This window comes from Corynebacterium marinum DSM 44953, assembly GCF_000835165.1.
In the GTDB taxonomy this organism is placed as follows: domain Bacteria; phylum Actinomycetota; class Actinomycetes; order Mycobacteriales; family Mycobacteriaceae; genus Corynebacterium; species Corynebacterium marinum.
This window is the reverse complement of record NZ_CP007790.1, coordinates 992,016-1,017,184: the sequence shown is the minus strand read 5'-3', so window position 1 is coordinate 1,017,184 and position 25,169 is coordinate 992,016. Positions and strand designations below refer to the sequence as shown.

Annotated in this window: 18 protein-coding genes, 1 tRNA gene and 1 pseudogene; 11 read left to right on the top strand and 9 right to left on the bottom strand. The window is 65.9% G+C overall.

All coding sequences use genetic code 11. The features are described from left to right. The first annotated feature begins 68 nt into the window (after positions 1 to 68). Genes modA through B840_RS04885 form a run of 3 tightly spaced genes read left to right on the top strand, consistent with a single transcriptional unit; the run spans position 69 to position 3,452 of the window. A complete protein-coding gene (gene modA / locus B840_RS04895; protein ID WP_042621212.1) occupies positions 69 to 812 on the top strand; it encodes a molybdate ABC transporter substrate-binding protein in 744 nt (247 codons plus the stop codon). Beyond that, positions 809 to 2,773 carry an ATP-binding cassette domain-containing protein gene (locus B840_RS04890; RefSeq protein WP_229676576.1) on the top strand — a complete coding sequence of 655 codons (1,965 nt, stop codon included), beginning with the start codon at positions 809 to 811 and terminating at the stop codon, positions 2,771 to 2,773. Before modA ends, B840_RS04890 begins: the two co-directional genes overlap by 4 nt. Continuing rightward, a complete protein-coding gene (locus B840_RS04885; RefSeq protein WP_042621210.1) occupies positions 2,727 to 3,452 on the top strand; it encodes a helix-turn-helix transcriptional regulator in 726 nt (241 codons plus the stop codon). The genes B840_RS04890 and B840_RS04885 overlap by 47 nt, the downstream gene beginning before the upstream one ends. Positions 3,453 to 3,518: 66 nt before the next feature. Here the strand turns inward: B840_RS04885 and thrB are convergent, their stop codons facing one another. Together thrB and B840_RS04875 are read right to left on the bottom strand one after the other, a co-directional pair. Then, positions 3,519 to 4,445, bottom strand: coding sequence for a homoserine kinase (thrB, locus tag B840_RS04880; protein WP_042621209.1), 927 nt, complete (start codon positions 4,443 to 4,445; stop codon positions 3,519 to 3,521). Positions 4,446 to 4,467: 22 nt separating this feature from the next. Next, positions 4,468 to 5,799, bottom strand: a complete 1,332-nt coding sequence (locus B840_RS04875) for a homoserine dehydrogenase (protein WP_042621208.1) — start codon at positions 5,797 to 5,799, stop codon at positions 4,468 to 4,470. Between the two features lie 184 nt (positions 5,800 to 5,983). Here B840_RS04875 and B840_RS04870 point away from each other — a divergent pair, with 184 nt between their 5' ends. Beyond that, positions 5,984 to 6,751, top strand: coding sequence for a hypothetical protein (locus tag B840_RS04870; protein ID WP_042621207.1), 768 nt, complete (start codon positions 5,984 to 5,986; stop codon positions 6,749 to 6,751). Positions 6,752 to 7,001: 250 nt separating this feature from the next. Here B840_RS04870 and lysA read toward each other — a convergent pair whose 3' ends face one another. Beyond that, a complete protein-coding gene (gene lysA / locus B840_RS04865) occupies positions 7,002 to 8,330 on the bottom strand; it encodes a diaminopimelate decarboxylase (protein ID WP_042621206.1) in 1,329 nt (442 codons plus the stop codon). Between the two features lie 4 nt (positions 8,331 to 8,334). Further along, positions 8,335 to 9,981, bottom strand: coding sequence for an arginine--tRNA ligase (argS, locus tag B840_RS04860; RefSeq protein WP_042621205.1), 1,647 nt, complete (start codon positions 9,979 to 9,981; stop codon positions 8,335 to 8,337). 143 nt (positions 9,982 to 10,124) lie between these two features. Between argS and B840_RS04855 the strand changes: the two are divergent. Then, positions 10,125 to 11,708: pseudogene (locus B840_RS04855) on the top strand (alpha/beta hydrolase). An 82-nt stretch (positions 11,709 to 11,790) separates the two neighbouring features. Beyond that, positions 11,791 to 11,866, top strand: a tRNA-Arg gene (locus B840_RS04850). 280 nt (positions 11,867 to 12,146) lie between these two features. On the opposite strand, the gene B840_RS04845 is transcribed toward B840_RS04850, so the two are convergent. Both B840_RS04845 and B840_RS04840 read right to left on the bottom strand, forming a co-directional pair. Then, the gene (locus tag B840_RS04845; RefSeq protein WP_042621204.1) at positions 12,147 to 13,955 is read right to left on the bottom strand and encodes a hypothetical protein; all 1,809 of its coding nucleotides are present in this window, start codon (positions 13,953 to 13,955) and stop codon (positions 12,147 to 12,149) included. Between the two features lie 50 nt (positions 13,956 to 14,005). After that, a complete protein-coding gene (locus B840_RS04840) occupies positions 14,006 to 14,626 on the bottom strand; it encodes a site-specific integrase (RefSeq protein WP_156971847.1) in 621 nt (206 codons plus the stop codon). A 279-nt stretch (positions 14,627 to 14,905) separates the two neighbouring features. On the opposite strand from B840_RS04840, the gene B840_RS04835 reads away from it, so the two are divergent. Further along, the gene (locus tag B840_RS04835; RefSeq protein WP_042621202.1) at positions 14,906 to 15,232 is read left to right on the top strand and encodes a hypothetical protein; all 327 of its coding nucleotides are present in this window, start codon (positions 14,906 to 14,908) and stop codon (positions 15,230 to 15,232) included. Between the two features lie 277 nt (positions 15,233 to 15,509). Here the strand turns inward: B840_RS04835 and B840_RS04830 are convergent, their stop codons facing one another. Next, the gene (locus B840_RS04830) at positions 15,510 to 16,478 is read right to left on the bottom strand and encodes a site-specific integrase (protein WP_156971846.1); all 969 of its coding nucleotides are present in this window, start codon (positions 16,476 to 16,478) and stop codon (positions 15,510 to 15,512) included. 305 nt (positions 16,479 to 16,783) lie between these two features. On the opposite strand from B840_RS04830, the gene B840_RS04825 reads away from it, so the two are divergent. The 3 genes from B840_RS04825 to B840_RS04815 all read left to right on the top strand — a co-directional run bounded on the left by B840_RS04825 (position 16,784) and on the right by B840_RS04815 (position 22,188). Then, positions 16,784 to 18,889 (top strand): site-specific DNA-methyltransferase, encoded by a 2,106-nt coding sequence (locus B840_RS04825; protein ID WP_042621200.1) that lies wholly within the window; start codon positions 16,784 to 16,786, stop codon positions 18,887 to 18,889. Positions 18,890 to 18,900: 11 nt separating this feature from the next. Continuing rightward, a complete protein-coding gene (locus tag B840_RS04820) occupies positions 18,901 to 21,441 on the top strand; it encodes a DEAD/DEAH box helicase (protein WP_042621199.1) in 2,541 nt (846 codons plus the stop codon). 102 nt (positions 21,442 to 21,543) lie between these two features. Further along, positions 21,544 to 22,188 carry a hypothetical protein gene (locus tag B840_RS04815; RefSeq protein WP_042621198.1) on the top strand — a complete coding sequence of 215 codons (645 nt, stop codon included), beginning with the start codon at positions 21,544 to 21,546 and terminating at the stop codon, positions 22,186 to 22,188. Positions 22,189 to 22,302: 114 nt separating this feature from the next. On the opposite strand, the gene B840_RS04810 is transcribed toward B840_RS04815, so the two are convergent. Then, positions 22,303 to 23,562: an HNH endonuclease family protein gene (locus B840_RS04810; protein ID WP_042621197.1), complete on the bottom strand. Its 1,260-nt coding sequence runs from the start codon at positions 23,560 to 23,562 to the stop codon at positions 22,303 to 22,305. Positions 23,563 to 23,565: 3 nt separating this feature from the next. Then, complete coding sequence (locus tag B840_RS04805) at positions 23,566 to 24,771, bottom strand: adenine-specific methyltransferase EcoRI family protein (RefSeq protein ID WP_042621196.1); 1,206 nt, start codon at positions 24,769 to 24,771, stop codon at positions 23,566 to 23,568. Between the two features lie 154 nt (positions 24,772 to 24,925). Between B840_RS04805 and B840_RS13465 the strand changes: the two genes are divergently transcribed. Continuing rightward, positions 24,926 to 25,105 carry a hypothetical protein gene (locus B840_RS13465; protein WP_156971845.1) on the top strand — a complete coding sequence of 60 codons (180 nt, stop codon included), beginning with the start codon at positions 24,926 to 24,928 and terminating at the stop codon, positions 25,103 to 25,105. The last annotated feature ends 64 nt before the right edge of the window (positions 25,106 to 25,169 follow it).

Here is a 25,169-nt window from a genome sequence, read left to right as displayed (position 1 = left end):
TCAACCGGGGCCGGTGCGTTAACGTCTGACGTACCGGCCTTTGTCCTTGACCCGGGAGGTCTCCCACCATGCGCCCGACCCGCGCCACCGCCGCCGCCGTCTTCCTGGCCGGGGCGGGCCTGCTGCCCGCCGGCTGCGCCCCGGGGCCCGGCGCGGACTCGCTGACCCTGCTCTCCGCATCCTCCACCCGCGTGCTCGACGCGGACTTCCGCGAGCTGAGCAGCTCGGAGCTCAACACCGTCTACGCCGGATCCTCCACCCTCGTGCAGCAACTGGCCGACGGTTCCCCCGGCGATGTCCTCATCACCGCCGACCGGGAGAACATGGACGAAGCGGCGCGACGGGGGCTCGTCGAGGACCCCCGGTCCGTGGCACTCAATGCGCTGGTCATGGTGGTCCCCGCGGGTAACCCGGCCGATATCACCTCCGTGACTGATCTGGCGGGCAGCACCTTCGTCCTGTGCGACCCGCAGGTCCCCTGCGGAGCGGCGGCGGAGGCCATCATGGCGGACACCGGTCTCGTGGTCGAGCCCGCCTCCCTCGAGCACCAGGTCGCCGACGTCCTGGGCAAAGTCGTCTCCGGCGAGGCGGACGCCGGCTGGGTCTACCGCACCGACGCCCTCTCCGCGGGCGACGGGGTCGATGTCATCGAGATCCCCGGCAGCGCCGCGCACCCGAACGAGGTGGTGGCGGCGGTGACCGCGACGGCCGTCGACAAGCAGGCCGCCCGCGGTTTCGTCAACGCCCTCGCCGCCGAGGAGACCGGGGAGATCTGGGCCCGGTTCGGGTGGTCTCCGGCCGGGCAGCCGTGAGAACCGCGCCCGCCCGCACCCCCCTGGTGGTGGCCGTGCTCGGCGCAGTCGCCCTCGTGGTCATTGTCGGTCCGCTCCTGGCGCTGGGGATCCGGGTCCCCTGGGAACGTTTCGGCGAGGTGCTGCGCGACTCTGCCACCGCCGAGCTGTTGCGCGTCACCTTCCTCGCCGCCGCGTGGGCGACGCTGCTGACCACCCTGCTCGGTGTGCCGCTCGCGCTGGCCATCCGCTCGTGGCCGCGCGGCGGCCGCCTGGTCCGGCTGCTGGTCATGCTCCCCCTGGCCATGCCGCCGGTGGTCGCCGGTCTGGCGCTGACGGCCGCCGTCGGCAGACGGGGTGTGACCGCCCCGCTCCTGGACGTCCTCGGCCTCCAGTTCGCCTTCGCCTTCCCCGGCGTCGTGCTCGCCCACGTCTTCATCGCTCTCCCCTTCGTGGTGGTCGCCGTCGACGCGGCGCTGCGTCAGGTCGACCCGGAGATACCCGCCAGCGCCGCCGGCCTCGGGATGCGTCCCGGGGAAGTGTTGCGCAAAGTCCTCCTCCCCGCCGTCGGGCCGGCCGTGGCCACGGGCGCCGGGCTCGCGTTCGCCCGTTCCCTCGGCGAGTTCGGCACCACCCTGACTTTTGCGGGATCCATGCCCGGAGTCACCCGCACCATGCCGCTGGGCATCTACCTGGAACGCGAGACCGACCCGGGTAGCGCCAACGCCCTCGGCGTGATCCTCATCTGCTGCGCCGTCGTGGTGCTGGCCCTGGCCGCCCTACCCTCCGCTCTTCGCCGCACCCCCCGGCCCCGCGCCCGTGCCATCGGTGCGTTGGACACGGAGAAGCTGCGCTCCCTGACCTCCCCGCCCGCCGGCGGGCTGCCCGTGACCATCGACGGCACCGTCTTCCCCGCCGGACGCATCACCGCTGTGGTGGGCCCCAACGGTTCCGGCAAGACGACGCTCATGGGGCTGGTGGCCGGGCGGCTGCAGGGCGCGGAGGTCGCCATCGGCGGTCGCTCCGTCGACGGCAGCCGCTTCGTCCCGGCGTCCGAACGCGGCGTGGTCCTGCTCACCCAGCGTCCGGGGCTGCCCCGCACCGCCACCGTCGCCGGGGCCGTCACCATGGCCACCCGTGACCGGTCGTTGACCGCGGAGCTTCTCGACGCCGCCGGCCTCGCCGCCCTCGCCGACGTCCCTGTCCCCGCGCTCTCCGGCGGCCAGGCGGCGCAGGTCGCCCTGGTCCGCGCGTTGGGCACCCGGCCGGCGGTCCTCATCCTCGACGAGCCGCTGGCGGCCGTCGATGCCGCCTCCGCCACCCGCTGGCGGCGGGTCCTGCGCGCCGCGGCCCAGGACCGCACCACCCTGCTGGTTACCCACGACGCCGTCGACGTCGCGACGCTCTCCGAGCACCTGGTCGTCCTCCACCACGGCGCGGTCAGCGCCGCGGGCCCGACCGCGACGCTGCTCAACCTCCCCCCGGACGACTATGTCGCGGAGCTGGCCGGACTGGCCCGGATCGCCGGCACAGTGAGTACCAGAGAAGTTGACACGGTCAGTATCCAGGGGCAGGATCTGGCGGTGACGGGAATTCCCGCCGCTTCGGAGGAGGACCCCCTCCTGCCGGGGGACACAGCGGTGGCGGTGTTCCCTCCCGAGGCCACCACCCTCCGCCTGCCCGGCGGAGAACAGGAACCCAGGGAGTCCGCGCGCAACGTCTGGCGTGGGGTCGTAGAATCAGTGGTAGCATCAGTGACCCACTCGGGCACTATCGTCACAGTGACGATCGGCGACACCCGGCTCACCGTCCCGGTCACCCGCAGATCCGTGCTCGATCTCGGTCTGGTACCGGGAATGGCAGTCGACTGCGTGACCAAAGCCCTGGCGATTCGTGTCCACCCGGTACACCGGAGACAGAAAGAAGAAGATCACCATGACGGACGCTCCCGCACCGCGCCCGGCCCTCGACCTCTTCCCTGAGGCACTCCCCCTGAGTCTCAAACAGCGGGAGGTCCTGGACGCCCTCCAGGCTTTCCCGCAGGGGGCCCGCTCCGTCGAGATCGCCGAAAAACTCGGGATGCACGTCAACACCGCCCGGGGACACCTGGACGAACTGATCGAGCGCGGCGCCGTGCGCGTCTCCACCACCCCGGCCGAGGGACGGGGGCGCCCCTCCCTCGTCTTCCGGGTCCGGGTGCCCGACAACCGTGCCGTCGCCCAGGAGTATGTGACCCTGGTCGAGGTTCTGGCCGGTGTCGTCGCCGACACCGGACAGCTCACCCCCGAGACCCTGGGCAAGGCGAGGGAGATCGGCCGCACCTGGGCCCGGAAGATGGAGGTGTCCGGCCGGGCCCCGGAAAGCGTCCCCGACGTGGTGGACCTCCTCTACGTCAAGCTCCGGGACCTGGGCTTCGATCCCGTCGTCTCCGCCCCCGAGAACGAGGCCGCCCAGCTCTCGCTGCACGCCTGTCCCTTCGTCACCGGGGACCAGCGGCCCAGCCCCTTCATCTGCGCGATCCACGAGGGTTTCCTCCGGGAGGCCACCGGCTCACGCCCGGGCGGCGGACCAGGGCCGGCGGAGCTGACTCTCCTGCCCTACGCCGACAACGGCGCGTGCGTGATCAGGGTGGACAAGGACCGGGACACCGCCGATTCCTGATCCGGGCGCCCCACCCACCCCACCCGGATTCCCGGGAGTTCACCGGGAACTGGGGCGCCGCGCCGCTCAGGCGCGGGAGGTCTCCACCCGCACCGGGCCCGCGACCTCGAGCTCGTGGACCTTCAGCCCGTCCTCCCGTGCCTGGTCGAGGATCTTGCCCTCCACCGGATCGACGGACAGCACCATGACGGTCGGGCCGGCGCCGGAGAGATAGGCGGCGTAGCCCCGGTTGCGCAGGCGGTTGACCCATTCGGCGGTCACCGGCAGGACGTCGGCCCGGTACGGCTGGTGGAGCCGGTCGCGGGTGCCCTCCCACAGCAGCTCGGGATGGTTCTGCAGCGCCACGGTCATCACCGCCACACGGGAGACGTTGAAACGCGCGTCCGTGTGGGTGACGTGGCTGGGCAGGACCCGGCGGACCGCCTGAGTGGAGGCGTGGAAATCCGGCACGAGGGCGGTGGCCCTGATACGCGGGTCGACATCGACGGCAACCGCCCGGTACCCGGGCTGGGACCCGTCGACGGGAGTGGTGGTCCAGGAGACGACCGCCGAGCCGAGGACGGAGGCGGCGGCGTTGTCCGGGTGCCCCTCGAAAGCGGAGGAGAGCTGGACGATCTGCTCGGAGGTCAGCGGGCTGCCCGCCAACGCGTTCGCCGCCGCGACGCCGGCCACCGCGGCGGCCGCCGAGGAACCCAGGCCGCGGGACTGCGGGATGGCGTTGGTGCAGACGACCCGCAGCCCGGGGGCCTCCGCGTTGGCCGCGTGCAGGCCGGAGCGGATGGCCTTGACCACCAGGTGGGAGCCGTCGCGGGGAAGGTCCTCCTCGCCCTCCCCGTACACCTCCACCTCGAGGCCGGACTCGGTGACCTCCACCTCGACGGTGTCGTAGATGCCCAGGGCCAGACCGAGGGTGTCGAAACCTGGCCCCAGGTTCGCGGAGGAGCCGGGGACGGTGACGGTGGCCTTGGTGCCCACCTCGAGCTCAATGCTCATGAGTGACTCGGTGTCCTTTGCGCTAGATCAGGCGGATGACGCTGTTGACGGCCTTGACGGCGGAGATCTTCTGCAGTTCCTCGACGGTGGCCGCGAGGTTCGACTCACGGGCGGAGTGGGTGACCACGATGAGGCGGGCGTTGTCGCCGGACTCCTCCTGGCGGATGGTCTTGAGCGAGATGCCGCGCGCCGCGAAGATGGCGGCGAGTTCGGCGAGCACGCCCGTCCGGTCCTCCACCTCCATGTCGATGTGGTAGCGGGTGGTGACGTCGCCGAAGTCCGCCACGGGCAGGTTGGCGTAGGTGTTCTCGCCCGGGGCACGGCCGCCGTGGACCTTGTTGCGGGCGGCGCCGACCAGGTCGCCCAGCACAGCGGAGGCGGTGGGGGCACCGCCCGCGCCGTTGCCGTAGAACATGAGGCGCCCGGCGGCTTCCGCCTCGACGAAGATGGCGTTATAGGACTCGTTGACGGATGCCAGCGGGTGCTCCTTCGGGACGAGGGTCGGGTGGACGCTGGCGGCGACGGACTCGTTGCCCTGCTCGTCGGTGACGCGCTCACAGATGGCCAGCAGCTTGATCACGTAGCCGGCGTCGCGGGCGGCCTGGATGTCTTCGGCGGTGATGCTGGAGATGCCCTCGCAGTGGACGTCGTCGAACTTGACGCGGGTGTGGAAGCCCAGGGAGGCGAGGATCGCGGCCTTGGATGCGGCGTCGTGGCCCTCCACGTCTGCGGTGGGGTCAGCCTCCGCGTAACCGAGGCGGGTGGCCTCGGCGAGGGCGTCGTCGTAGGTGGCGCCGGTGGACTCCATCGCGTCGAGGATGAAGTTGGTGGTGCCGTTGACGATACCGGAGATGCGCAGGATGTTGTCGCCCGCCAGGGAGCGGCGCAGCATGCCGACCACCGGGATGGCGGCGGCGACGGCGGCCTCGAAGTAGAGGTCGACGTTGGCGGCGTCCGCGGCGGCGGCGAGTTCGTCGGCGTGCGCCGCGACGAGCGCCTTGTTGGCGGTGACCACGGACTTCCCGGCACGCAGCGCGGCAAGCACCAGTTCACGCGGGTAATCGATGCCGCCGATGACCTCGACCACGATGTCCACGTCGTCCCGGTTGATCAGGGCCATGGCGTCGTCGGTGAGCAGCGCCGGGTCCACGCCCTCGCGCGGCTTGCCGAGGTCGGACACTGCCACGCCCTTGATCTCCAGCGTGCCGCCGATGCGGTGCGCGAAGGCGTCGGAGTTCTCCTCCATGAGCCGCAGCACCTCGGAACCGACCGTGCCGTGGCCGAGAATGGCGACGCCGACCGGCTCGCCGGCTCCCTTGCCGGGGTTGTACGTGGGCTGCTTGTTCTCGGTCATTGTTCTCCTGGGGTGTGTCGCAGGTCCGGGGCGGAAACTTTCTCCGACCAGCCTACCGGGGGCGAGGTGGTCCCTCAGCCCGCGGGTGGTCGCGTTTCAAATAGGTCACACCTCTCGACATATCTGCGGAGATTAATTATTCTGGTGCCACCACCTCCTCTCCCGCCCCGGAAAGAGCCGCCCTGTGTCCGCCCGCACCACTCTCGCAGCGGCGCTGATCCTCACCGCGCCGCTCGCCGCCCCGCTTGCCGACGTCCCCTCCGCCTCCGCCTCCGAGGTCATCTCGGCCGGTTCCAGGTGCACCGTGCTGCGCACCGCCACCGAGCAGGAGGACGTCCTCGCGCTGTCCGGCGTGTTCGCCGCCAACTGGTCCGCGGAAATCCTGCGGGACATCCCGGCGGCCGCCGAGGAGATGGCTGTGGCCCGGAGCTGGCACGCGGACAAGACCTCCGAAGCATCGGCGGAGATGCCCGTCCATGTGCGGGAGGCCGTCGACTGGGTCAACGCCGCCGGCCAGCGCGTGGGCTACCGGGGGGATGAGGCCACCGCCCCTCTGCGCGTGCTCGTGGAACGCAACGACCTCCGCCGGGCGGGCACCGCCCCGTTGACCATGAGCGTCGACCGCGCCGCGGCCGACCTGGAAACCTCACTGCGCACCGGTGCGCCGCCCATGCTCGCCGACCTCCGGGAGCAGTTGTCCGTCCCGGCGGAGGAATCCTGGCAGCGGGCGTGGGAGCGCACCCCCGGGGCGAGCGCGGAGACCGCCGCCGCCGGCGCCGAGCTGCGCCTGTGCGCCGAGCAGGCCTCCGGCACGGTGGACCGGGCGAACGCCACGGCACAACCGTCGCCCTCCCCCGAGCTTCCCCCGCTCGTCCTGGGCCTGCCCCTGGGCCAGATCCACCTGACTACGGTCCTGGAGCTGTTCCGGGAGGTCGGCGTCCTCAGCCGCTGATCCGGACGCGGTGACTCTCGCCCAGGCGCAGACCCCGGGTGCTCATCCCCATAAGTCCGGGAACGTCGAAGTGCGGGGTGCCCGACAGCTCCATCACCAGTAGACGGGTGGCCCACGCCGACCAGCGCCGCGAAGAGCAACCGTGTGGCCGCCACGGCCGTTCCACGGGCGGGCAACCGCAGCACGTCGCCCTGGACCAGGGCCCAGGTGGCCGCTAACCCGTCCGGCCCCGCCAGAATTTGGCGGCAGGCTAGGCCTCCAGCGCCAGAATGTCCTCGACGGTCTCGCGGCGCAGCATCAGCTTGGTCTTGCCGGCGCGGACGGTGACCACGGCGGGGCGGCCGAAGGCGTTGTAGCGGCTGGACATGGCGTAGGCGTAGGCGCCGGTGGCGGCCAGGGCCACCAGGTCGCCGGTCTCGATGTCGGCCGGGTAGGAGGCGCCGCGCACCAGGATGTCGCCGGACTCGCAGTGCGCGCCGACCAGGCGGGAGGAGACGGGGACGGCCTCGGTGAAGCGGTTGACCACGCGGGCGTCGTAAAGCGAGCCGTAGAGGGCGGGGCGGATGTTGTCGGACATGCCACCGTCGACGGAGAGGTAACGGCGGGTGACTCCCTCGTCGACGGTGACGTCCTTGACTGTGCCGACCTCGTAGACGGTGACGGTGCCGGGGCCGGCGATGGCGCGGCCGGGTTCGACGAGGACGACGGGGGCGTCGATACCCAGCTCAGCGGCGGTCTTGGCCACGGCGGTGAGCAGGTCGTGGGCGACCTCGTCGACGTTGAGGGGCTGCTCGTCCTCGGTGTAGGCGATGCCGTAGCCGCCGCCGAGGTCGAGCTCGGGCAGCTGCACGCCGAGCTCGCGGTGGATCCTGGAGTACAGGCCGAGGACGCGGTCGGCGGCCATGGTGAAGCCCTCGGCGTCGAAGACCTGGGAGCCGACGTGGCAGTGCAGGCCCACGAGCTCGAGGTTCTCGGCGCGGATGGCGGCCTCGGCGGCGCGGAACGCGGATCCGGAGGCCAGCGAGAAGCCGAACTTCTGGTCCTCGTGGCTGGTGGCGATGGCCTCGTGGGTGTGGGCCTCGATGCCCGGCTTCACGCGGATCATCACCTTCTGCACCCGGCCGGCGCCGGCGGCGATGAGGTCGAGGTCGACGAGCTCCTGCTCGGAGTCGAGTACGACGTGGCCGACGCCCTCGGTGACGCAGGCCCGCAGGAAGGCGGTGCCCTTGTTGTTGCCGTGTGCGGTGATACGCCCGGCCGGGAAGTCGGCGGCCAGGGCGATCTTCAGTTCGTTGAGGGAGGCGACGTCGAGGGAGAGGCCCTCCTCGTCGACCCAGCGGGCGACGGTGCGGGTCAGGAACGCCTTGGAGGCGTAGTGGACGTTCTCCGGGCCGCCGAAGGCGCGGGCCATGTCCTGGCAGCGGGAGCGGAAGTCATCCTCGTCGACGACGAAGACGGGGGTGCCGTAGTCCTCGGCGATCTCCGGCAGGGGCACGCCCGCGATGGTGACCACGCCGTCCTCCTGGCGGCACGCGTTGCGCGGCCAGACGTGGGCAGGCAGGTTGTTGAAGTCGGTCATCGACTTACATCCTCTCCGGAGCAGAGACACCGACCAGGCCGAGCGCGTTGGCCAGGGTCTGGCGGGTGGCTGCGGCGAGTGCGAGGCGGGCGGTGTGGATTGGTGCGGCCTCTTCGTCGGCCTTGGGCAGAATCTGGCAGTTGTCGTAGAAGCGGTGGAAGACACCCGCCAGTTCTTCAGCGTAGCGGGCCACGCGGTGCGGTTCACGCAATTCCGCGGCGCCGAGCACGATGGCCGGGAACTCGCCCAGGGTGCGGATGAGGTCGCCCTCCCGCTCGTGGGTGAGCAGGGCGAAGTCCGCGCCGTCGTAGGTCACACCGAGCTCGGCGGCCTTGCGGGCGATCGAGCAGAGGCGGGCGTGGCCGTACTGCACGTAGTAGACGGGGTTGTCGGAGGACTGGGAGGCCCACAGCGCGAGGTCGATGTCGAGGGAGGAGTCGACCGAGGAGCGGATGAGGGAGTAGCGGGCGGCGTCGATGCCGATGGCCTCGACGAGGTCGTCGAGGGTGATCACGTTGCCGGCGCGCTTGGACATGCGCATCGCCTGGCCGTCGCGGACCAGGTTGACCATCTGGCCGATCATCACCTCGACCTGGTCGGGGTCGTAGCCCAGCGCCGCGGCGGCGGCCTTGAGGCGGGCGATGTAGCCGTGGTGGTCGGCGCCGAGCATGTAGATGGCCAGGGTGTGGCCGCGGTCGAACTTGTCGGCGACGTAGGCGATGTCGCCGGCGATGTAGGCGGCCTCGCCGTCGGACTTGATGACCACCCGGTCCTTGTCGTCGCCGAAGTTGGTGGAGCGCAGCCACCACGCGCCCTCGGACTCGTAGAGGTTGCCGTTGTCCTTCAGCTTCTGCACCGCCCGGTCGACCGCGCCGGACTCGAACAGGGAGTTCTCGTGGAAGAACACGTCGAAGTCGGTGCCGAACTCGTGGAGGGACTCGCGGATGTGCTCGAACATCATCTCCACGCCCAGGGCGCGGAAGGTCTCCTGCGGGTCCGAACCGGTCAGGGCGTCCGGCTGCTTATCGACGACCGCCTGCGCGATCTCGCCGATGTACGCGCCGCCGTAGCCGTCCTCCGGCGTGGGCTCACCCTTCGCCGCCGCGAGCAGCGAGCGGGCGAAGCGGTCGATCTGGCCGCCGTGGTCGTTGAAGTAGTACTCGCGGGTGACCTGGGCGCCGGCGGCGGTGAGCACGCGGCCCAGTGAGTCACCGACGGCCGCCCAGCGGGTGCCGCCCAGGTGGATCGGGCCGGTCGGGTTCGCGGAGACGAACTCCAGGTTGATCTTCTGCCCCTGGTACCTGTCCACGTGGCCGAACTCCTCCCCGGCCTCGAGGATCTTCGCCACGATCTCGCCCTGCGCCGCGGCGGCCAGGCGGATGTTGAGGAAGCCCGGGCCGGCGATCTCCGCTGAGTCGACGGCGGGGTCGGCCGCGAGCGCCTCGGCGAGCCAGGTCGCCAACTCGCGCGGGTTGGCGCCCACCTTCTTGGCCACCTGCAGGGCCAGGTTGGTGGCGTAATCGCCGTGCTCCGGGTTGCGGGGACGCTCGACCACGACCTGATCAGGAAGAACGGAGGTGTCGAGGTCACGGGAAGCCAGCACTCCGGTGGCCGTCTCCCGGATGAGGGACGCAAGATCAGCAGGTGTCATGGGCAGAAAGTCTAGTGCACCGACGCACGACCCTCCCACTGACGTCCGGCCGATACCCGCCCGGAGCACGCCGATCCCGGTTAGCATGTACCCCGACCTGAAGTTTCGTCGTACCTCATGCCGCCGAAGAGATGATTTCCCCCATGCGCACCCTCACCCGCCCCCTCGCCGCAACCTTGACCGCCGTCGCACTGCTCGGGCTGGCACCGGTGGGCTCCGCCGCCCCGGCCCCTGCATCAGCCCCGCCGATCACGTGGGAGGACTGCCCCGCCCAGGTCGCCGACCCGTCCGCCGAGTGCGGGCGCATCGACGTGCCCATGCACCACTCCGACCCGGCCGGCCCGACCATCTCCGTCGGCTTCGTCCGGGTTCCGGCCGCCTCCGGCACCGCGCGGGGCACCCTCTTCGGCAACCCGGGCGGCCCCGGCGGCGACGCGTACTCCTACTTCGGTAACCCGGAGGCCATGTCCTGGCCGGCGGGCATCACCGACGAATGGGACCGCGTGGCCGTCCAACCCCGTGGCCTGCGCGGCTCCACCCCGGTCAACTGCAACGACGAGCTCAACGCCCGGGCCGCCGCCAACCCCGTCGATCTCTTCGTCCGCTAGGGCGGACTCATCCGCGAGGCCTGCGAAACCGCGACCCCCGGTTACACCGCGTCCCTGACCACCGACAACACCGTCGACGACTGGGAGTGGGTCCGCAACGCCCTCGGCCGGGACAAGATCTCCGTCATGGGCCTGTCTTACGGCACCTTCCTCGGCTCCGCCTACGCCACCCGCTACCCCGGCAACACCGACCGTGTCGTCCTCGACTCCGCCATGGACCCCGGCCTGGCCTGGAACGGCATCATGGGCTCCCAGCAGGCCGGCTACGAGAACTCCCTCCACGACTTCATGGCCTGGACCGCCGAGCGCAACGACATCTACGGCCTGGGCGACACCCCGCTCGCCGTGTACCAGGCCTGGTCGCGCAAGATCGTCGCCGAGTCCGGCACCAACCCCACCGTCGTCCCGCCGCCCGCCCGCGTCGGCGACCTCCCGCCCGGTCTCGAGTCCTCCCAGAGCGCCGGCGTGGACGTCATGAACGCCGTGAACCCCTTCGCGGTCTCCTCCCAGGGGCTGAGCTCCCAGGCCGCCACCGGCGGCAACCAGGCGAACTCCCCCACCCTGAGCCTCACCCGCCAGATCCTGCCGACGGCCACCGCATGGGACACCCTCGCCCGCACCATCAACGGCACGGAAGCCCTCCCGGACTTCAACGCACTCGTCGATCAGATGCCCGAGGATGAGCTCCTGGCCACCGTGAACGCCCAGTTCATACAGCGGCTGATCATGTGCAACGAGAACCAGTATCCGGCCAACCTCGCCGACGCCCCCAGGTACGCCTGGACCAACTACGTCACCGGCGACATCTTCACCGCACCCAACGCGATGTTCACTTCCGGCGCGGCCTGTGCGGGCGCCGAGCCCGTCGCCGCCCTGCCCGCCGTCGACGGCTCCCGGCTGGACACCCGTCCCCTGCTCGTCCAGGCCACCGGCGACCCGCAGACCCCCTACGCCCACCACACCAACCTCGCCGGCGCCATGGACGCCCACGTCATCACCGTCCACGGCAACGGCCACGGCCACGTCGGGCTGGGCAACGCCGACGTCGACGAGGCCGTCGTGGAGTACCTGCGCACCGGCCGCACAGCCACCACCGACGTCGACGGCGTCAACCGCTGATCAACCGGGGTGATTTGGGACTCCCACCCGGGGAGGTGCTAGACTTTCACCGTTGTCATCCCCGCTGAGGGATGACCGCGATGTCTCCGTAGCTCAGTGGATAGAGCACTGGTTTCCGGTACCAAAGGTCGCAGGTTCGAATCCTGTCGGGGACACCAGGTGAAGTGGCGGTCTTGGCTTATTGACCAGCACATACTTGGTTTATTACCCTGACCGGCGCCCCAGAAAATGACACCGATCAGTCCTCGTAATGAGGCTGGATCGGTGTCGTTTTTCGTCGTCCACCAGGTCCCCGATTATCGACTCCCGGATGGTGTGTAACCCTGTCGAGAGGGTTCTTCTCGCAGGGTGTTTCGCGTCAGCCTGTAGCCGTGGTGCTGCCCACGCGACATTCTCTTTAATTAGCTCCTCAGGGACGACCCACCACGAGTCGTCCAATCAGGCGGCAGCGGGAGGCGCGTTCGACCAGTACGGCTCAGCCTCAGCGTCACGGTTTGTCTTACGTACCGGCGGGGTCGGCGGTGGAGGAACGGGGGTCAGCTCCTGTCCCGTGCGACGCAGATAAGCGTCAACCAGACGGATATTGACGGCGACCGCCGCGGCAGCAACGAGGAACCACTGCTTCGAGAAGCCGCGGATCAGCCGGCCGGTGCGATCACCGATACCGACACCCGAGGCGTTCTTGAGCAGACCGTTACGGGACTCGATGATGTTTCGGCCGCGGTGATACACCTCGCCCCAGGCCTTCGTCGCCCAGGACGGTCCCTGATGTGCCTGCTTGGAGGCGACATGCAGGGGAATCGTCAGCGATGACTTATTCGAGCAGACTTTGCCGCAGGCACTGCCCTTGGGCAGCTGCTCTGGGACAAGCGTGAGCCGGGAGGACTTCTTCCCCGTCGCAGGAGGCGTTGCTGTCTTGGGGCGCAGACGCGGACCTCGACGCTTCATTCCGAGTACCGGTTTGTCCGGCATCTGACCAGAGGCAATAGGGCAGGTCACCGTGGCGCCGGGGCCGCGGGCCGGGCACATGAACTTCACCGATCCGTCCTGGGTGACCTCCTTGATCCGCAGGCGGTATTTGTCTCGCTCTTTGAGCATCCGCTGCGCCTCGGGGTCATCGAGCAGGGCCTTATTGTCGCGACCGGCTGTGAAGCCGACGAGGCTGTCCGGTAAGGCCGGGCAGAACCAGGAACCGTCGACCTGTTGTGCCCCTTCATAGACGGCGGTGACCTGGCCCTTCTGCTCCTCGTAGAGGTCTCCGACAATGCGGTAGCCGGCCTGACGGATGGGCTGTTGGAGCTTCTCCGCCTTGGCACCGGGCGTGTAGGCACGGTCTCCGATGAAGAAGCCGCGCGGCGTAGACGGGTCAGAGGTGACGTGGCTGAGGGCATCCAGGGCACGCTCAGAAATGCTGTGCCCGGGCTTATCGAGCGAGAGACCGATGATCGGTGCCGGCAAGCCACTACTACCGAAGTCCTTGCCGGACATGGCGATCAACGAGGCCTCGAACGCCCAGAAAATCGCCTCGCGTCCGTTCGCGTCGTCACCGTTGTGGTCGCCGCCGCGGCGGTACCATCCCGCGTCCGGCTCACTCGATACCCGCGTGGAGCGGGCAGCGGTACCGGTGCCGGAGGCCGGGATCGGCGTGCCGTCGACCACGATGTCCCCGGTCCAGCGGGAGAAGTCTGTGCCAAGCAGTTTCGCGGACTCCATGAGAATGGGGCCGTAGAACTCCTGGCTGCGACGGCGGCGCTGTGCGATCAGTTCCGGGTCACGCGCGGACTCGACCTGAGCGAACTCCTCTTTCGTGTAGCGCCGGGCGTAGGAGTTATCCGGGTAGAGGTCAAGTGGTGCGATCAGCCGGCGGAGGGCCGCGTAGAGGCGATTATCCCAGCGGCGGTCACGCAGCTCGTCGTGCCAGCAGAAGTTCCAGTCGTCACGCTGCGGCAGGCCGAGCATGGCAAGGGCTTCAGGGGTCGCGCGGTAGACGATGACGTCGCGTGCCCGGGTGATGTGCAGCGCCGACCCCTCGATAGCCAGGAGAATGAACAGGACGAGCATGGTCTTCTCGTCCACCTCCTTGGGCCGGCCGGGGCGGGCATCGCGGTAGCCATCCTCGCGGCGCCACTGTTCCCACAGCTCCATGACTCCGGCTGCTTCGACCACCTGGAGTGCGACTTTGACGTGCTCAGGGGTGACCAGGGACAGGCCGAGAATACCGGGTGCCTTCTGTACGTGTCGGCTCATGACGCTGGTCACCTCCTCTTCTTCTGCTCGTTGCTCTGTGGTGTCGTCTGTTAGTACTGTGTGTCCGCGGCCCAGTCCCGGTAGTCGGTGACATGGCTCAAACCCGCCCAGCGCGAAATAACGTCCTCGTCCATGCCCTCCCGGAGACGTTCCACCACCCAGGTGTTGCGCAGCCGCTGGAGGAGGGGGACGCCGCCGTGGACGCTTTTACCGCGGCGCAGGTAGACGCTCAGTCGCTGCTGGCCCGGCTTGCTGATGCGGGTATCCGGGAGCGCGCCCCGTGCGGCGTCTGCCACGATGCCCGCGAACGGCTCCGCCACCGGCACGAGGACGGCATCGGTCCCGCGGAGTCTGCCCGTCTCGACATACACACCGTCTCCGGTGACCAGGACGTCGTCGGCCTGTAGCCCCTCAATCTCCTGCGCCCGCAGCCCCACACCCCGTGCCAGGGCGAGGATCAGAGTGCAGTAGTGGCGGCGTTCCGCGGTGGACTGCGAGCGTGCCCACTCGAGAAATGCCCGGTCCTCCGCTGCGGTGTAGGGAGGGTTGTGCTGACGTTGGCGAGGACCAACCCGTTCCCAGAGTTCGGGGTAGAAGTGCTCGGAGATGAACGTCAGGCGTTGGCGGGCGTCCGCTGTGTCGCGGCGCTCCGTGAAGTAGCTCTCGAGCATGTCAGGACGGAAAAGTGAGATGTCCGGCTCTGCATCGAATCGGGTGTGGCAATGCAGGAGGAAGGTGGCTATGTAGCCACGGATACTGCTAAGACCTTTGGCACCCCAGCTGCGCTCAGTGTGCAACCATTCCAGGATCTCAATGGTCTTCGGCCTCACAATTCTCCATCCCTTCTGGTCAATATTCCGCGGATTCCACCCGTAAATGACCCGATGAACGGGGGTATTCAGTTCGCGGCGAGCGGTGGATTCCGACGCCGTGGAAGTAGGGTCGACAGCATGTCCAAGCCCATCGGCCGCCCTGCCCGTGAGACTCCCCGGGAGTTGTTCCCGGACTGGCCCGACACTCCGGTCCCTGACCCGGTCTTCGAGAAGCTCCGGCAGCTGACGCTGAACCTCCGCTACGTCATCCTCGAGTCCCCGATGCGGGGCCGGGGCAGTGTGCGTAGCTTTGCGGCGGAAATCGACATGAATCACGCGATCCTGCAGAAAGCCCTCAGAGGCGACAGCATCCTCGACTCGATGACTATTGCCCGTCTCGAAGTCGAGCTGGGAATCAGTCTGTGGCCCAGTCCGAATGAACTTGGCTTCGGGGATCTGGAATAGGTGGGTAACACTCGCCCACCCCTCCCCTGATTCGAGAGTGGTCTGATCGCGGTCCTGAGCTGGTCGTTTTTGCATGGACGTATTGGATCATCTTTTGCAGATTTCCGTGGTAATCCATTAGTAAATACTATAATTACCCCTATATTTCACCCCTTCCTCACCAAAAACATCTCTGATCTGGTCTTTCAGTATGCATGGAAACTTATCTACGACTATTGAAAGATAAATGCCTTTTGCTCACAACGCCACGTTTATGCCCCTTATTGGCCCATGAGGCTCACCCCTTCCTCTCCGGCGGAAGTCCGTGCACCTGTCCGAGCCTTCGACTGCGTTCGACGTAGAGCGATGCCCGCTCCGCCCCGGCGCGCTGAACCCAGGCCCGGTAGTGCTGGAGGTCAGCGAGGCCTGCCATCTCAACAATGACCGCGGCCGGCAGCCCTTCGAGAATGTGGTCCACGATCCAGGTGCTCCGGAGCCGGCGCGTGTCAGGGCGGATCCTCCGGTCAGCGTGGGTGCGTTTCATGAAGGTCGTCAGCACCGACGTCGTCCGGTTCTCACTGTCCGGGCGGAAGAGGTGCCCGTCCTGACCCACCTGCTCGGCGCGGCGCAGGACATCTTCCTCGAAATCCGCGGTGACCACCGTGTGCCGCGGGCCGGTATTCCGATAGCCGCGAGGCAGGACAATGACAGCTTCACCTTCGCGCGTGACGTGCGAACCGACCGTGGACATGATCTCCGATGCCCGCAGCCCCGCCCCGAGCCCCAGAGCAAGGATCATGCGTGCATCTGCGTTACGCCCTGCGTCGCCCTGACTGCGGCTCCACTCATGCAGGGCGCGCACCTCAGCCTGCGTATAGGGACCGGCCGGCGGCTCATAGCCGTAGCGAACCTCGACGTCGAGCGGGAAGCCGGCGGGATTGAGGTAGCGGCCAACACTTTCCAGCATGGAGCGGCGTGAGCCTCTGGCCCGGGCTCCGGCATCGACGTGGAACTCGAAGAGGTTATGCACCGCTGCCTGCGTGAACACGTCCTCGTAGGTCAGGGGTCGGCCGCAGATGTGGTGGACATAGGAGGCCAGGCGCGCAACATAACCCAAGTAGGCGCGGGTCTGGTCGTCGCTGTAGTGCTCGATGTCGACAGCTTCGAGAACTGCGTTACGGGAGAAGTCAGCGACATCCGCCCACCGGCGGGGCGACACGGTTTCCGGTGCTGGTCGGTACCGGGAGACAAAATATGGAGTTGACATGGGGAAACCTTCCAAGTTGCGGGAGTCAACGGGGGTTCAGGCTTCGAGCGCCACCAGGGAGACGGTGACCAAACACGATGTTTCTTTTAACATCCAGTAACGCTAATCATGTATCACCGGGAGGGAAGATGCAAGCGGTTTTTGCAACGTCAGCTTCTCCCTGCACATGGGGACATTGATCTAGCACATGCAAGCGACAATGCCTGCCATTCGCCTACCGAACGACTTGACATTTGCCTACTCGAAAATCAGCTAGTGTCTCTTTCTACATTTATGTATCGACCCCGTAAAGGTGACACTCTCCCATGGCACGCATTGACGACCTTCTCTCCCAGGCACGCGCTCTCGACCCCGCTCTCGGACGGGAATTGGCCGCGGCAATCAAGGAACGCACCTCCTTTGGGCTGGTCTTCGAGGACCACTTACCCGAGGCCGTGGAGATGCCGATGGTGCCTGTCCAGGAGGGTTCCTTTGTCCGCATCCTCCCGCCCCGCGGCTCGACCACCCAGCCGGAGCCGGACGTCTACGAGGTCGTTGAGGTCTCCGACGACGAGTTTCTCCTGACCCCTGAGAATCAGGGCGCGGACACCGACGAGGCCGGCGGGGAAGTCATCGAGACGGTCACCGCCTCCCGCAAGGACGTCGTGGCCGTGGCCCGTTACAAGGACACCGTCTACCCCGGCCTGTGCCTCGACGGGCAGGTCGACACGGAGGATACCAAGGAACCGGTGCACGCGGTCATCAACGCCGAGAACTCCCACGCCCTCCGCATGCTCGGCTTCACCCATCGCGAATCCGTGGACACGATCTACATTGACCCGCCCTACAACACCGGCTCAAACTCCTGGATCTACAACGACCGCTACGTCTCCGGTGACGACTCTTTCCGGCACTCCAAGTGGCTGAGCTTCATGGACCGCCGCCTCACCCTGGCCCGCGACCTGCTCAAGGAGACCGGTGTCATCGTCGTGGCTATCGGAGACGACGAGCATCACCGCCTCCGCATGCTCATGGACAAGGTGTTCGGGGAGCACAATTTCATTTCCAGCGTCGTCTGGCAGGGCGGACGGAAGAACAACGCGCGTTTCATCTCCAACGGCGCGGACTACATGCTCGCCTACGCGAAGAACCTCTCGACCTGGTCGAAGCCGGGCGTGCCGCTCAAGGAAGCTCCCAGTGTCTCCACGATCCGCGCGGACGAGATTCAGGAGCGCGGTGCGAAGTGGCGGGTTCCCAAGCCGGGTGTCGACAACGTCCTGGCCCAGGGCCGCAAGGCATGGGAGGAGGCCGGCGGAGACGAGGAGAAAGCTACGGCGCTGATGCGGGCCTGGTTCAAGTCCCTTCCCGGGGACGCTCCGGAGAAGAAGATGGCACGAAACATCTACTTCCTCCCTGATGGAGCCCTGGCGCGTGACGGGGATATTTCCGCGCCGGGCGGCAACGGTTTCCGCTACGACGTTCTTCACCCAGTGACTAACCTCCCGGTCCCTGCACCCAGCAGGGGATGGCGCTCTACCGAGGACGGGATGCGGCAGATGATCGCTGAGGGGCGGATCCTGTTCCGGGAAGACCACACGGATCCGATCAGTGAGAAGCGCCCGTTGGAGGGTGTCACCGGCCAGGTCGCTCTGTCCGTCTTCGACCGTCAGCGCACCCACGGCACCCGTCACCTGCACTACCCGCAGAACGACAGCGGCGTGTTCCCTGACGCGCGTTTCCCCTACCCCAAGGACCACACCGTCCTCATGGAGTGGCTGGATCTTATGACCCCGCGCGACGGCGTCATCCTCGACTTCTTCGGCGGCTCCGGGTCCACGATGGAGGCCGTCCTGCGCCTCAATGAGGAGAACGCCACCTCGGAGCGCACCTGCATCCTCGTCACGAACAACGAACTTAACCACAAGGATGCACAGCAGCTGCGTAAGGACGGCCTGCGCCCAGGGGACCCTCAGTGGGAGGAGCACGGGGTCTACCGGCATGTGACCAAGCCGCGCATCGAAACGATCCTCACCGGCACCCGCGTCGACGGCACCCCGTACACGAACCCCACCGCCGGCCGCGTCAACTTCTTCACGCTGACCTACGAGGCCCCCGCCGCTATCCAGCACGACCTCGCCTTCGCCAAAGTCGCCCCCGCCCTCTGGCTCAAGGCCGGTTCCCGAGGCGAGGTCATCACCGAGATTCCTGACCACGGATGGGCTGCGACCGACACCTATGCCGTGCTGCGCGATACCGACCAGACCGCGGCCTTCCTGGACAACCTCAAGGACCGCCCTGACCTTAGGCACGTCTTCGTCATCACCGACAGCCAGGCCACCTTCCGGCAGGTCAACGACCACCTTCCCCCAGGAGTCGCCTCGACGCGTCTCTACGAGGACTACCTGACCACCTTCAAGATCGCCAACGACTAGGACTCCCCGCCATGAAACTCGACCTATTCGATTTCCAGCACACCGCCGCCCGCGCCACTCTTGAGGCAGTGACCACCGCCTTCGACCGCTACCGTTCCGCCAAGGTCACCACCTCCATCCCGCTGATCGCCCCGACCGGTGCCGGCAAGACCGTTATCGCCGCGGCTGTCCTCGAGGCCCTGGTCGCCGGATCCCCCGACTACGACCTGGCTCCGGTGAGCCGCCCCGTCGTCCTCTGGTTCTCCCATGACCCGGAGCTTAACCGTCAGACCCGCGAGCGCCTCGAAGCCCACTCCGAGGTGCTCAACGGGCGGGTGAAGATCATCGACTCCCACTTCTCCGCGGCCCGCCTGGACCCCGGCCACGTCTACCTCCTCAACGCCCAGAAGCTCAGCGCAGGCAACCACCTGGTCCGGGAGAAGGGCGATAACACCGGCTACACGATCTACGACATCCTCGACAACACCCTGGCTGACCCGGACACCAATCTGCTGTTCGTCGTGGACGAGGCCCACCAGGGTCAGCGGGAGGCCGCGGCCGGCAAGGACTCTGACACCATCGTCTCCCGGCTGATCAACGGTCACGGGAAGGCCCCGGCCATGCCCGTCGTGCTCGGCATGTCGGCTACCGCTGAGCGTTTCGAGCAGGCGATGCGTAGCACCAGTGAGCGCCTGCCGGTCAAGGCCGTCGAGGTGCCGGTCGAGGAGGTTCAGGCATCCGGCCTGCTCAAGGACACCATAGTGCTCGATACCCGCGGCGAGGAGGGGCGTTATGATCTGAGCTTCGTCCAGCTCGGTGCGGAGCGTCTCAAGGAGGTGACCCGTGCCTGGCAGCAGCACAGCCGACGTACCGGGGACCGTGTGGTCATTCCGCTTATGGTCTTGCAGCTGCCCGCCACACCAAAGCCTGATGAGGTTGCCGGCCTCATGGACGCGCTTATCACCACCTACCCCGACCTTCACGCCGGCTCCTTCGCACATGCCCGGCAGACGCACACCGAGTGGGATCTGGGTCGGTACCGCGTGCCCTATATCGCGCCGACCTCCGTGCAGCACGCCAACGACGTCCGTGTCCTGCTCGTCCAGGAGGCGGTGACCACCGGCTGGGACTGCCCGCGGGCGGAGGTGCTCGTGTCGTTGAAGACCGCCGCGGAGCACACCTACATCACCCAGCTCATCGGTCGGCTGCTGCGGACTCCGCTTGCCCGTCGGATTGACGGTGACGATGTGCTCAATGCGGCGTTCGCGGTCCTGCCCCGGTTCGACGCGGACACCCTGGACAGCATCGTCCAGCGACTCGAACACGGTTCCGTCGACGCGGAAACGGGAGAGAAGATCCCGGGCCGCGACGTCGTCCTCAACCCGGTCACGCTCACCCGCAACGAGCACATCGAGGACTGTGATCAGGTGGTCGAGGTTCTTGAGACGTTGCCGAGCTACCGTCTGCCGGGCGTGCAGCGTCACCCGCTGACCCGGATGTACACGCTCGCCTCGCAGCTGGCCATCGACTTCCCCGACGTAGCGCCCTTTGCCGAGGTCAACGCCGCGTTGTGCCGGGTGGTCGATTTTGAGATCGAGTCACACCGCGAGGAGTTCGATGCGGCCCTCCATGACGTTCTGCACGTCGATGTGCACACCACCTTCGTGGACCGGATGACAGGCCAGACCCGGAGCACGACACGCAGCCGGCGTGCCAATGCCGCGGCGGTGGACGCTGCGTATTCCGGTGCCAAGCGGGTCTTCCCGGAGCTGGCGAACCGTTATGTGAAGTATCTGCTCGTCCATGACAGCCAGGCCCCGGAGGGACTTGAGGAGGGTATCCGTCAGGCCGTGGCGACGATTTCCGCCGCTGCCAGCATCCGCGGGATTGTCGACGCCGTCTACGCTGCGGCACGTGCCCAGGTGACCACCCTGTACGAGAAGAACCGGGCGCGGATCACCACCCGGCCGGAGCTGCGCGAGAAGTACGACGCGATCCGGCTCATGTCGGATCGTCCCGAGCCGGTCGGGCTGAGTCTTCCCACCTCCCTGGTCGCAGGGCGCGGCTCGTCGGAGGTGCCGGTGCCGACCTTTGCCAAGCACCTGCTGGCGGACAGCCACGGTCAGGCCCCGGTGCAGCTCAACGCCTGGGAGCAGACGGTCATCGAGGCGGAGCTGGCTCATGACTTCACGGTCGGCTGGTACCGCAACCCGTCGTCTTCCGGTCGGGAGTCCCTGGGTGTGCCGTGGGTGCGGGAGGACGGGTCGGAGGCGATTCTGCGTCCGGACTTCCTCGTCTTCTCCCGCTCCGGCGATGACGTCGGGGTGTCGATCATCGACCCGCACGGCACTCACCTGACCGATGCCCTGCCCAAGTTGCGGGGGCTGTCGGCCTATGCGAAGCAGCACGGTCACCTCTACTCGCGCATCGACTCCATTGCCCGGGTTGGTGAGACGCTGCGTGCTATCGACCACAAGGACGCTCGCGTTCAGGAGGCCCTGGTCGCGGAGCAGGTTAGCGTCGAGGCCCTGTTCCAGGATGAGCGGCTGTCGAACTGGCACTCGAACCTGTAGGGACGCATGTGCGGCATGTCTGTAGTATGCGACATGCACAGGCTCCGGGGATTCGCTGTTTCCCCTGATAGAGCCGCGTACTCCTGAAAGGAATGACCCCTCATGAAGATCACGACACCTCTGGTTGCCGGCGCTGTTGCCCTGTCGCTCGCTCTCGGTGCCTGTAGCGCGGACAGTGCTGACACCGGCAGCTCGCCCAACGAGGCCACGACCACGTACTCGACGGGTGATCCGTCGACGTCTGCGGAAGAAACGCGCGCAGCGGAGGATACGGAGATGATGACACCCGGTGAGGGGGTCCGTGAGGCGGCTGTGGGAAAGGAAGCAGGGTTCGACTGCCTTGAGTACGGGGACTGCTCGGTCCTGTTCACCGTGGAGGCACTGGAAATCCTGGATAGCTGCCCGGGAAGTGCATACAACGAGCAGCCGGCGGACACCCAGCTGCTGAGGATCCCGGTGCTCATCAAGACGAAGCCCTCCGACTTCGACTATGACCCCAGTACTTTCGCTGTGTGGTCGGACTGGTCGGCGCTGACCGCGGACGGCATCAACCAGCCTTTGGACGGGTCTACGTGGTGCGCTGAGCCGCGGGAAGAAACACACTGGTCGAGCAGGATCCGTGTCGGTGACACCGTCCGACATGTCCACTACGCTGACCTGCCCGTCGGCACCGAGGAACTGCGCCTGACGGAAACACAGTCAGGAGGACGCTGGTCCTTCTCCGCTGACCAGATTCAGGGGCTGTAGAGCCGGGGGACGGGGCCAGGTAGATGGCCCCGTTGCTAACGGTGCCTGCGCGTTCAAAGACCTTTAGAGGACGTAATCCCATCGCCAGTGAGTAATTCCAGGGAGATTACTTAATTACCAAATATTACTCTTGGCATTGTTGTGCCGTTTACACAACATCTGACAGTTATCCTCGGTAGTTTTACCGCCCTGCGACCATGGTTTGATGTGATCACCTTCCATCTCTTTGAGAGCCCAGGTCTTTGTACCGGCATCGTTTCGATTTTCGGGGTATTTCACGCAGTCAGGGCAATTCGATACGTCAACCAAATTAGCTTCATGCGTCTGCCGATTGTAGACACGCTTCTTGACCACATTTTCAAACTCGCGCAGGTTCAAGAGACGATGGTCTGTCTGACCTCCGAGCACGAACTCAACGATCCCTGATTCCCCCTTAATCTCATCGTCAGCCAGGAGTTTCAAGCACGTTGTTTCAAACTCATCGGCCGTCATCTCGGCGTTGGTGCCGCTGCCAACCACCGAACGATACTGGCTCCACAAACTATGCCAGTCCTGGGTAGAGAGTTTCAGCTTGGGCGACCCGCCCGAAGGGAACAATGACTCAGCCCAGTCAATCACCGTGTTCATATGATTGATGACCTGACTCACGTCATCACTTTCCTGGTGCTCATCCATGTAGAGGTTGACGCGACGGTCGGCATCCTCCTCTTCGGAGCTATCTAAGAGGCTTACCCATTCCAGAGCTCGTTCCAGCACTCGCTGACGTGTCGCATCCTCAGCCTTGAACGGCATCCACTCAAGCCAGCGTTCCAACCGCTTGTTGTTATTGGTCTTGCTGAACACCTGCTTCGCAGCAGTAACAAAGGGACCAGCATAAACCGCGTTGCGCAACTCCTGCCTGGTCAACGGTTCACCGGCGATGTTGATGGTCTCAAACCACCTTTTGATCTCAGTCTCAGTGCCTTCACACGCATAGATAAGCAGACGTGCATTGAGGATCTGATCCTTAATCGCTGGGTCCAGGCTCGCCCATCGTTTCTCGTAGCCATTCACCAGGACAGAGAACTGCCCCTGCAGGAACCGGCCCACACTCGTGATTCGCTGCTGCCCGTCGAGAACCTCGTAAGGGTGATCGGTTTTCTTTGGATCATGGACGAAGTAGAGCAATCCCAGTGGATACTCATTCAGCAAAGACTCAATTACTTTGGCCTCTTTGGCTCCTCCATCGAGTCCATATACATAGTTACGTTGGTACTCGGGCTGGATTGTGAGTGCCCCGTCCCATCCGTAGAGACCCTTAGCCTCGATAGCGTCCCATTCGAATCCGGACAAAATCTCACCGACGGTAGTGTCCGTCAAAAGCGTCGTCTTCATAATCTAGCCCTCCGTTCCGTTTAGACGACGAATCAGCACCCGTTTGAAAACCTTCACACCGTTGACAACGCCGGAAGCATTTAAGTCATAAGACCCTGGTTTACCAAATCTGTCTAGATATGCGGCTCGACATTCTTCTGATGAGTACCAGCGAGTTCGACAGGGGTTCTCTGGATCGTTCGATTCTGTCGTACCAATTACCTCGAACTGATCAGGGTTGTATTTATCGAGGAAGGTCGTCGGAACGCCCATCACGCCGTCATAGTCACAAGGGATGGCATCCGTGAAAGGGACTTCAATCGCGTCATAGTTGTCGTATTTCAGGTATCCGTGCTCCCGCACCTTCTTTTTCGCATTTCTTTTAGTCTGATTCCGCTCCATCGTGTCAAGCTCGAGCCATTCGTGACGAACGCCGTGATCGATGTTCGTGTACCAACACGAGCTACCCTGTCGCGTGAAATCAGCGTCGTCTGGGAGGTCGGCATACTGACCGCCGATCTTCCTGAGCATTCGAATCGCCTTCGCCCGGTCATCAGCTTTAACTTCAGCACCCTTCGGGACTCGGAAGATCATGTCAGTGCTATTGGCGGTAGCGCCCTTCCACAGTCTGTTCTCACGAATCAGCGCGAAGGTCTCCTTGTACGTCGTCGCATTGATCGTTCCGATGATCGAATACTGCACGCCCCCGTCCTCCAGCCAGGCGAGGAACTCCCGGAACAAGCTGAAAGGGGGATTGGTAACGACTATGTCGGCTTCATCACGCAGCGCCGTAACTTCTGCACTTCGGAAGTCGCCGTCGCCTTCGAGGTATTCCCACTTCATATCAGCACGGTCGATCCGGCCGTCATCGTTGAGATCTTCACGCTCCAGCACCAAGACGCGGCCACGTTCTTCGGACAGCTTCGGGTCGTACTTTGGATCATTCCGCTCTTCAACGATGTCCACAGCGAACAACGCATCTTGGTTCGACCGCGGGGCATAGCTGGTACAGATCAGTTTCTTGAGTCCCCACTCCTCGAACACATCTGCAAAGAACTTCCGGAAGTTGGACCACTCAGGATCATCGGCAGGACATAGTACGACCTTGTCCCGGAAGACATTCTTGTTGAAGTTCCAGTAGGCCACCATCTCGCGCTCGATGTCGGGATACATCGTGTAAAACTCATCATTCTTGTTGCGCTTAGCGGTGGTGAGACTCGTGTTGCCCATTTTCAGGTTCTCCTCTAATCACTCCAGTGTAATTCTAGGGCATCACCTGCATGTTCAGGCACTTACCCATAGCAACGTCACTGTGTACCCCGCCCCCACCACAGTGTGCAGGCTCTTCTCCCCCCCCACTGGCTTCGAAGCTACCATCACCCGCATGACACAGAAACCTTCATCCTCAGACCCTGAGCTCGACGGCTACGTGGACTGGATCGTCTACGACCGCTCCTGGGGCGCGTTCTCCGAAGACTGCACTTCTCTCGAGGAGGCCCAGGAGCTGGCCGGCCGGACAGGTGGTGGGCCAGTGTTTCGGCGGATGTGGGTGCAGGAGCGGTAGAGTTCCGACATTCCCTGCCTAGAACCTCCGCCGGCTACTCCCAGGCAGTCCGCCCGACTTCGCC

Coding starts and splice junctions, on each gene's coding strand:
- modA (WP_042621212.1), top strand. CDS start 69: ATGCGCCCGACCCGCGCCACCGCCGCCGCCGTCTTCCTGGCCGGGGCG.
- B840_RS04885 (WP_042621210.1), top strand. CDS start 2,727: ATGACGGACGCTCCCGCACCGCGCCCGGCCCTCGACCTCTTCCCTGAG.
- thrB (WP_042621209.1), bottom strand. CDS start 4,445: ATGAGCATTGAGCTCGAGGTGGGCACCAAGGCCACCGTCACCGTCCCC.
- B840_RS04875 (WP_042621208.1), bottom strand. CDS start 5,799: ATGACCGAGAACAAGCAGCCCACGTACAACCCCGGCAAGGGAGCCGGC.
- lysA (WP_042621206.1), bottom strand. CDS start 8,330: ATGACCGACTTCAACAACCTGCCTGCCCACGTCTGGCCGCGCAACGCG.
- argS (WP_042621205.1), bottom strand. CDS start 9,981: ATGACACCTGCTGATCTTGCGTCCCTCATCCGGGAGACGGCCACCGGA.
- B840_RS04845 (WP_042621204.1), bottom strand. CDS start 13,955: ATGAGCCGACACGTACAGAAGGCACCCGGTATTCTCGGCCTGTCCCTG.
- B840_RS04840 (WP_156971847.1), bottom strand. CDS start 14,626: ATGCTCGAGAGCTACTTCACGGAGCGCCGCGACACAGCGGACGCCCGC.
- B840_RS04835 (WP_042621202.1), top strand. CDS start 14,906: ATGTCCAAGCCCATCGGCCGCCCTGCCCGTGAGACTCCCCGGGAGTTG.
- B840_RS04830 (WP_156971846.1), bottom strand. CDS start 16,478: ATGTCAACTCCATATTTTGTCTCCCGGTACCGACCAGCACCGGAAACC.
- B840_RS04825 (WP_042621200.1), top strand. CDS start 16,784: ATGGCACGCATTGACGACCTTCTCTCCCAGGCACGCGCTCTCGACCCC.
- B840_RS04820 (WP_042621199.1), top strand. CDS start 18,901: ATGAAACTCGACCTATTCGATTTCCAGCACACCGCCGCCCGCGCCACT.
- B840_RS04815 (WP_042621198.1), top strand. CDS start 21,544: ATGAAGATCACGACACCTCTGGTTGCCGGCGCTGTTGCCCTGTCGCTC.
- B840_RS04810 (WP_042621197.1), bottom strand. CDS start 23,562: ATGAAGACGACGCTTTTGACGGACACTACCGTCGGTGAGATTTTGTCC.
- B840_RS04805 (WP_042621196.1), bottom strand. CDS start 24,771: ATGGGCAACACGAGTCTCACCACCGCTAAGCGCAACAAGAATGATGAG.
- B840_RS13465 (WP_156971845.1), top strand. CDS start 24,926: ATGACACAGAAACCTTCATCCTCAGACCCTGAGCTCGACGGCTACGTG.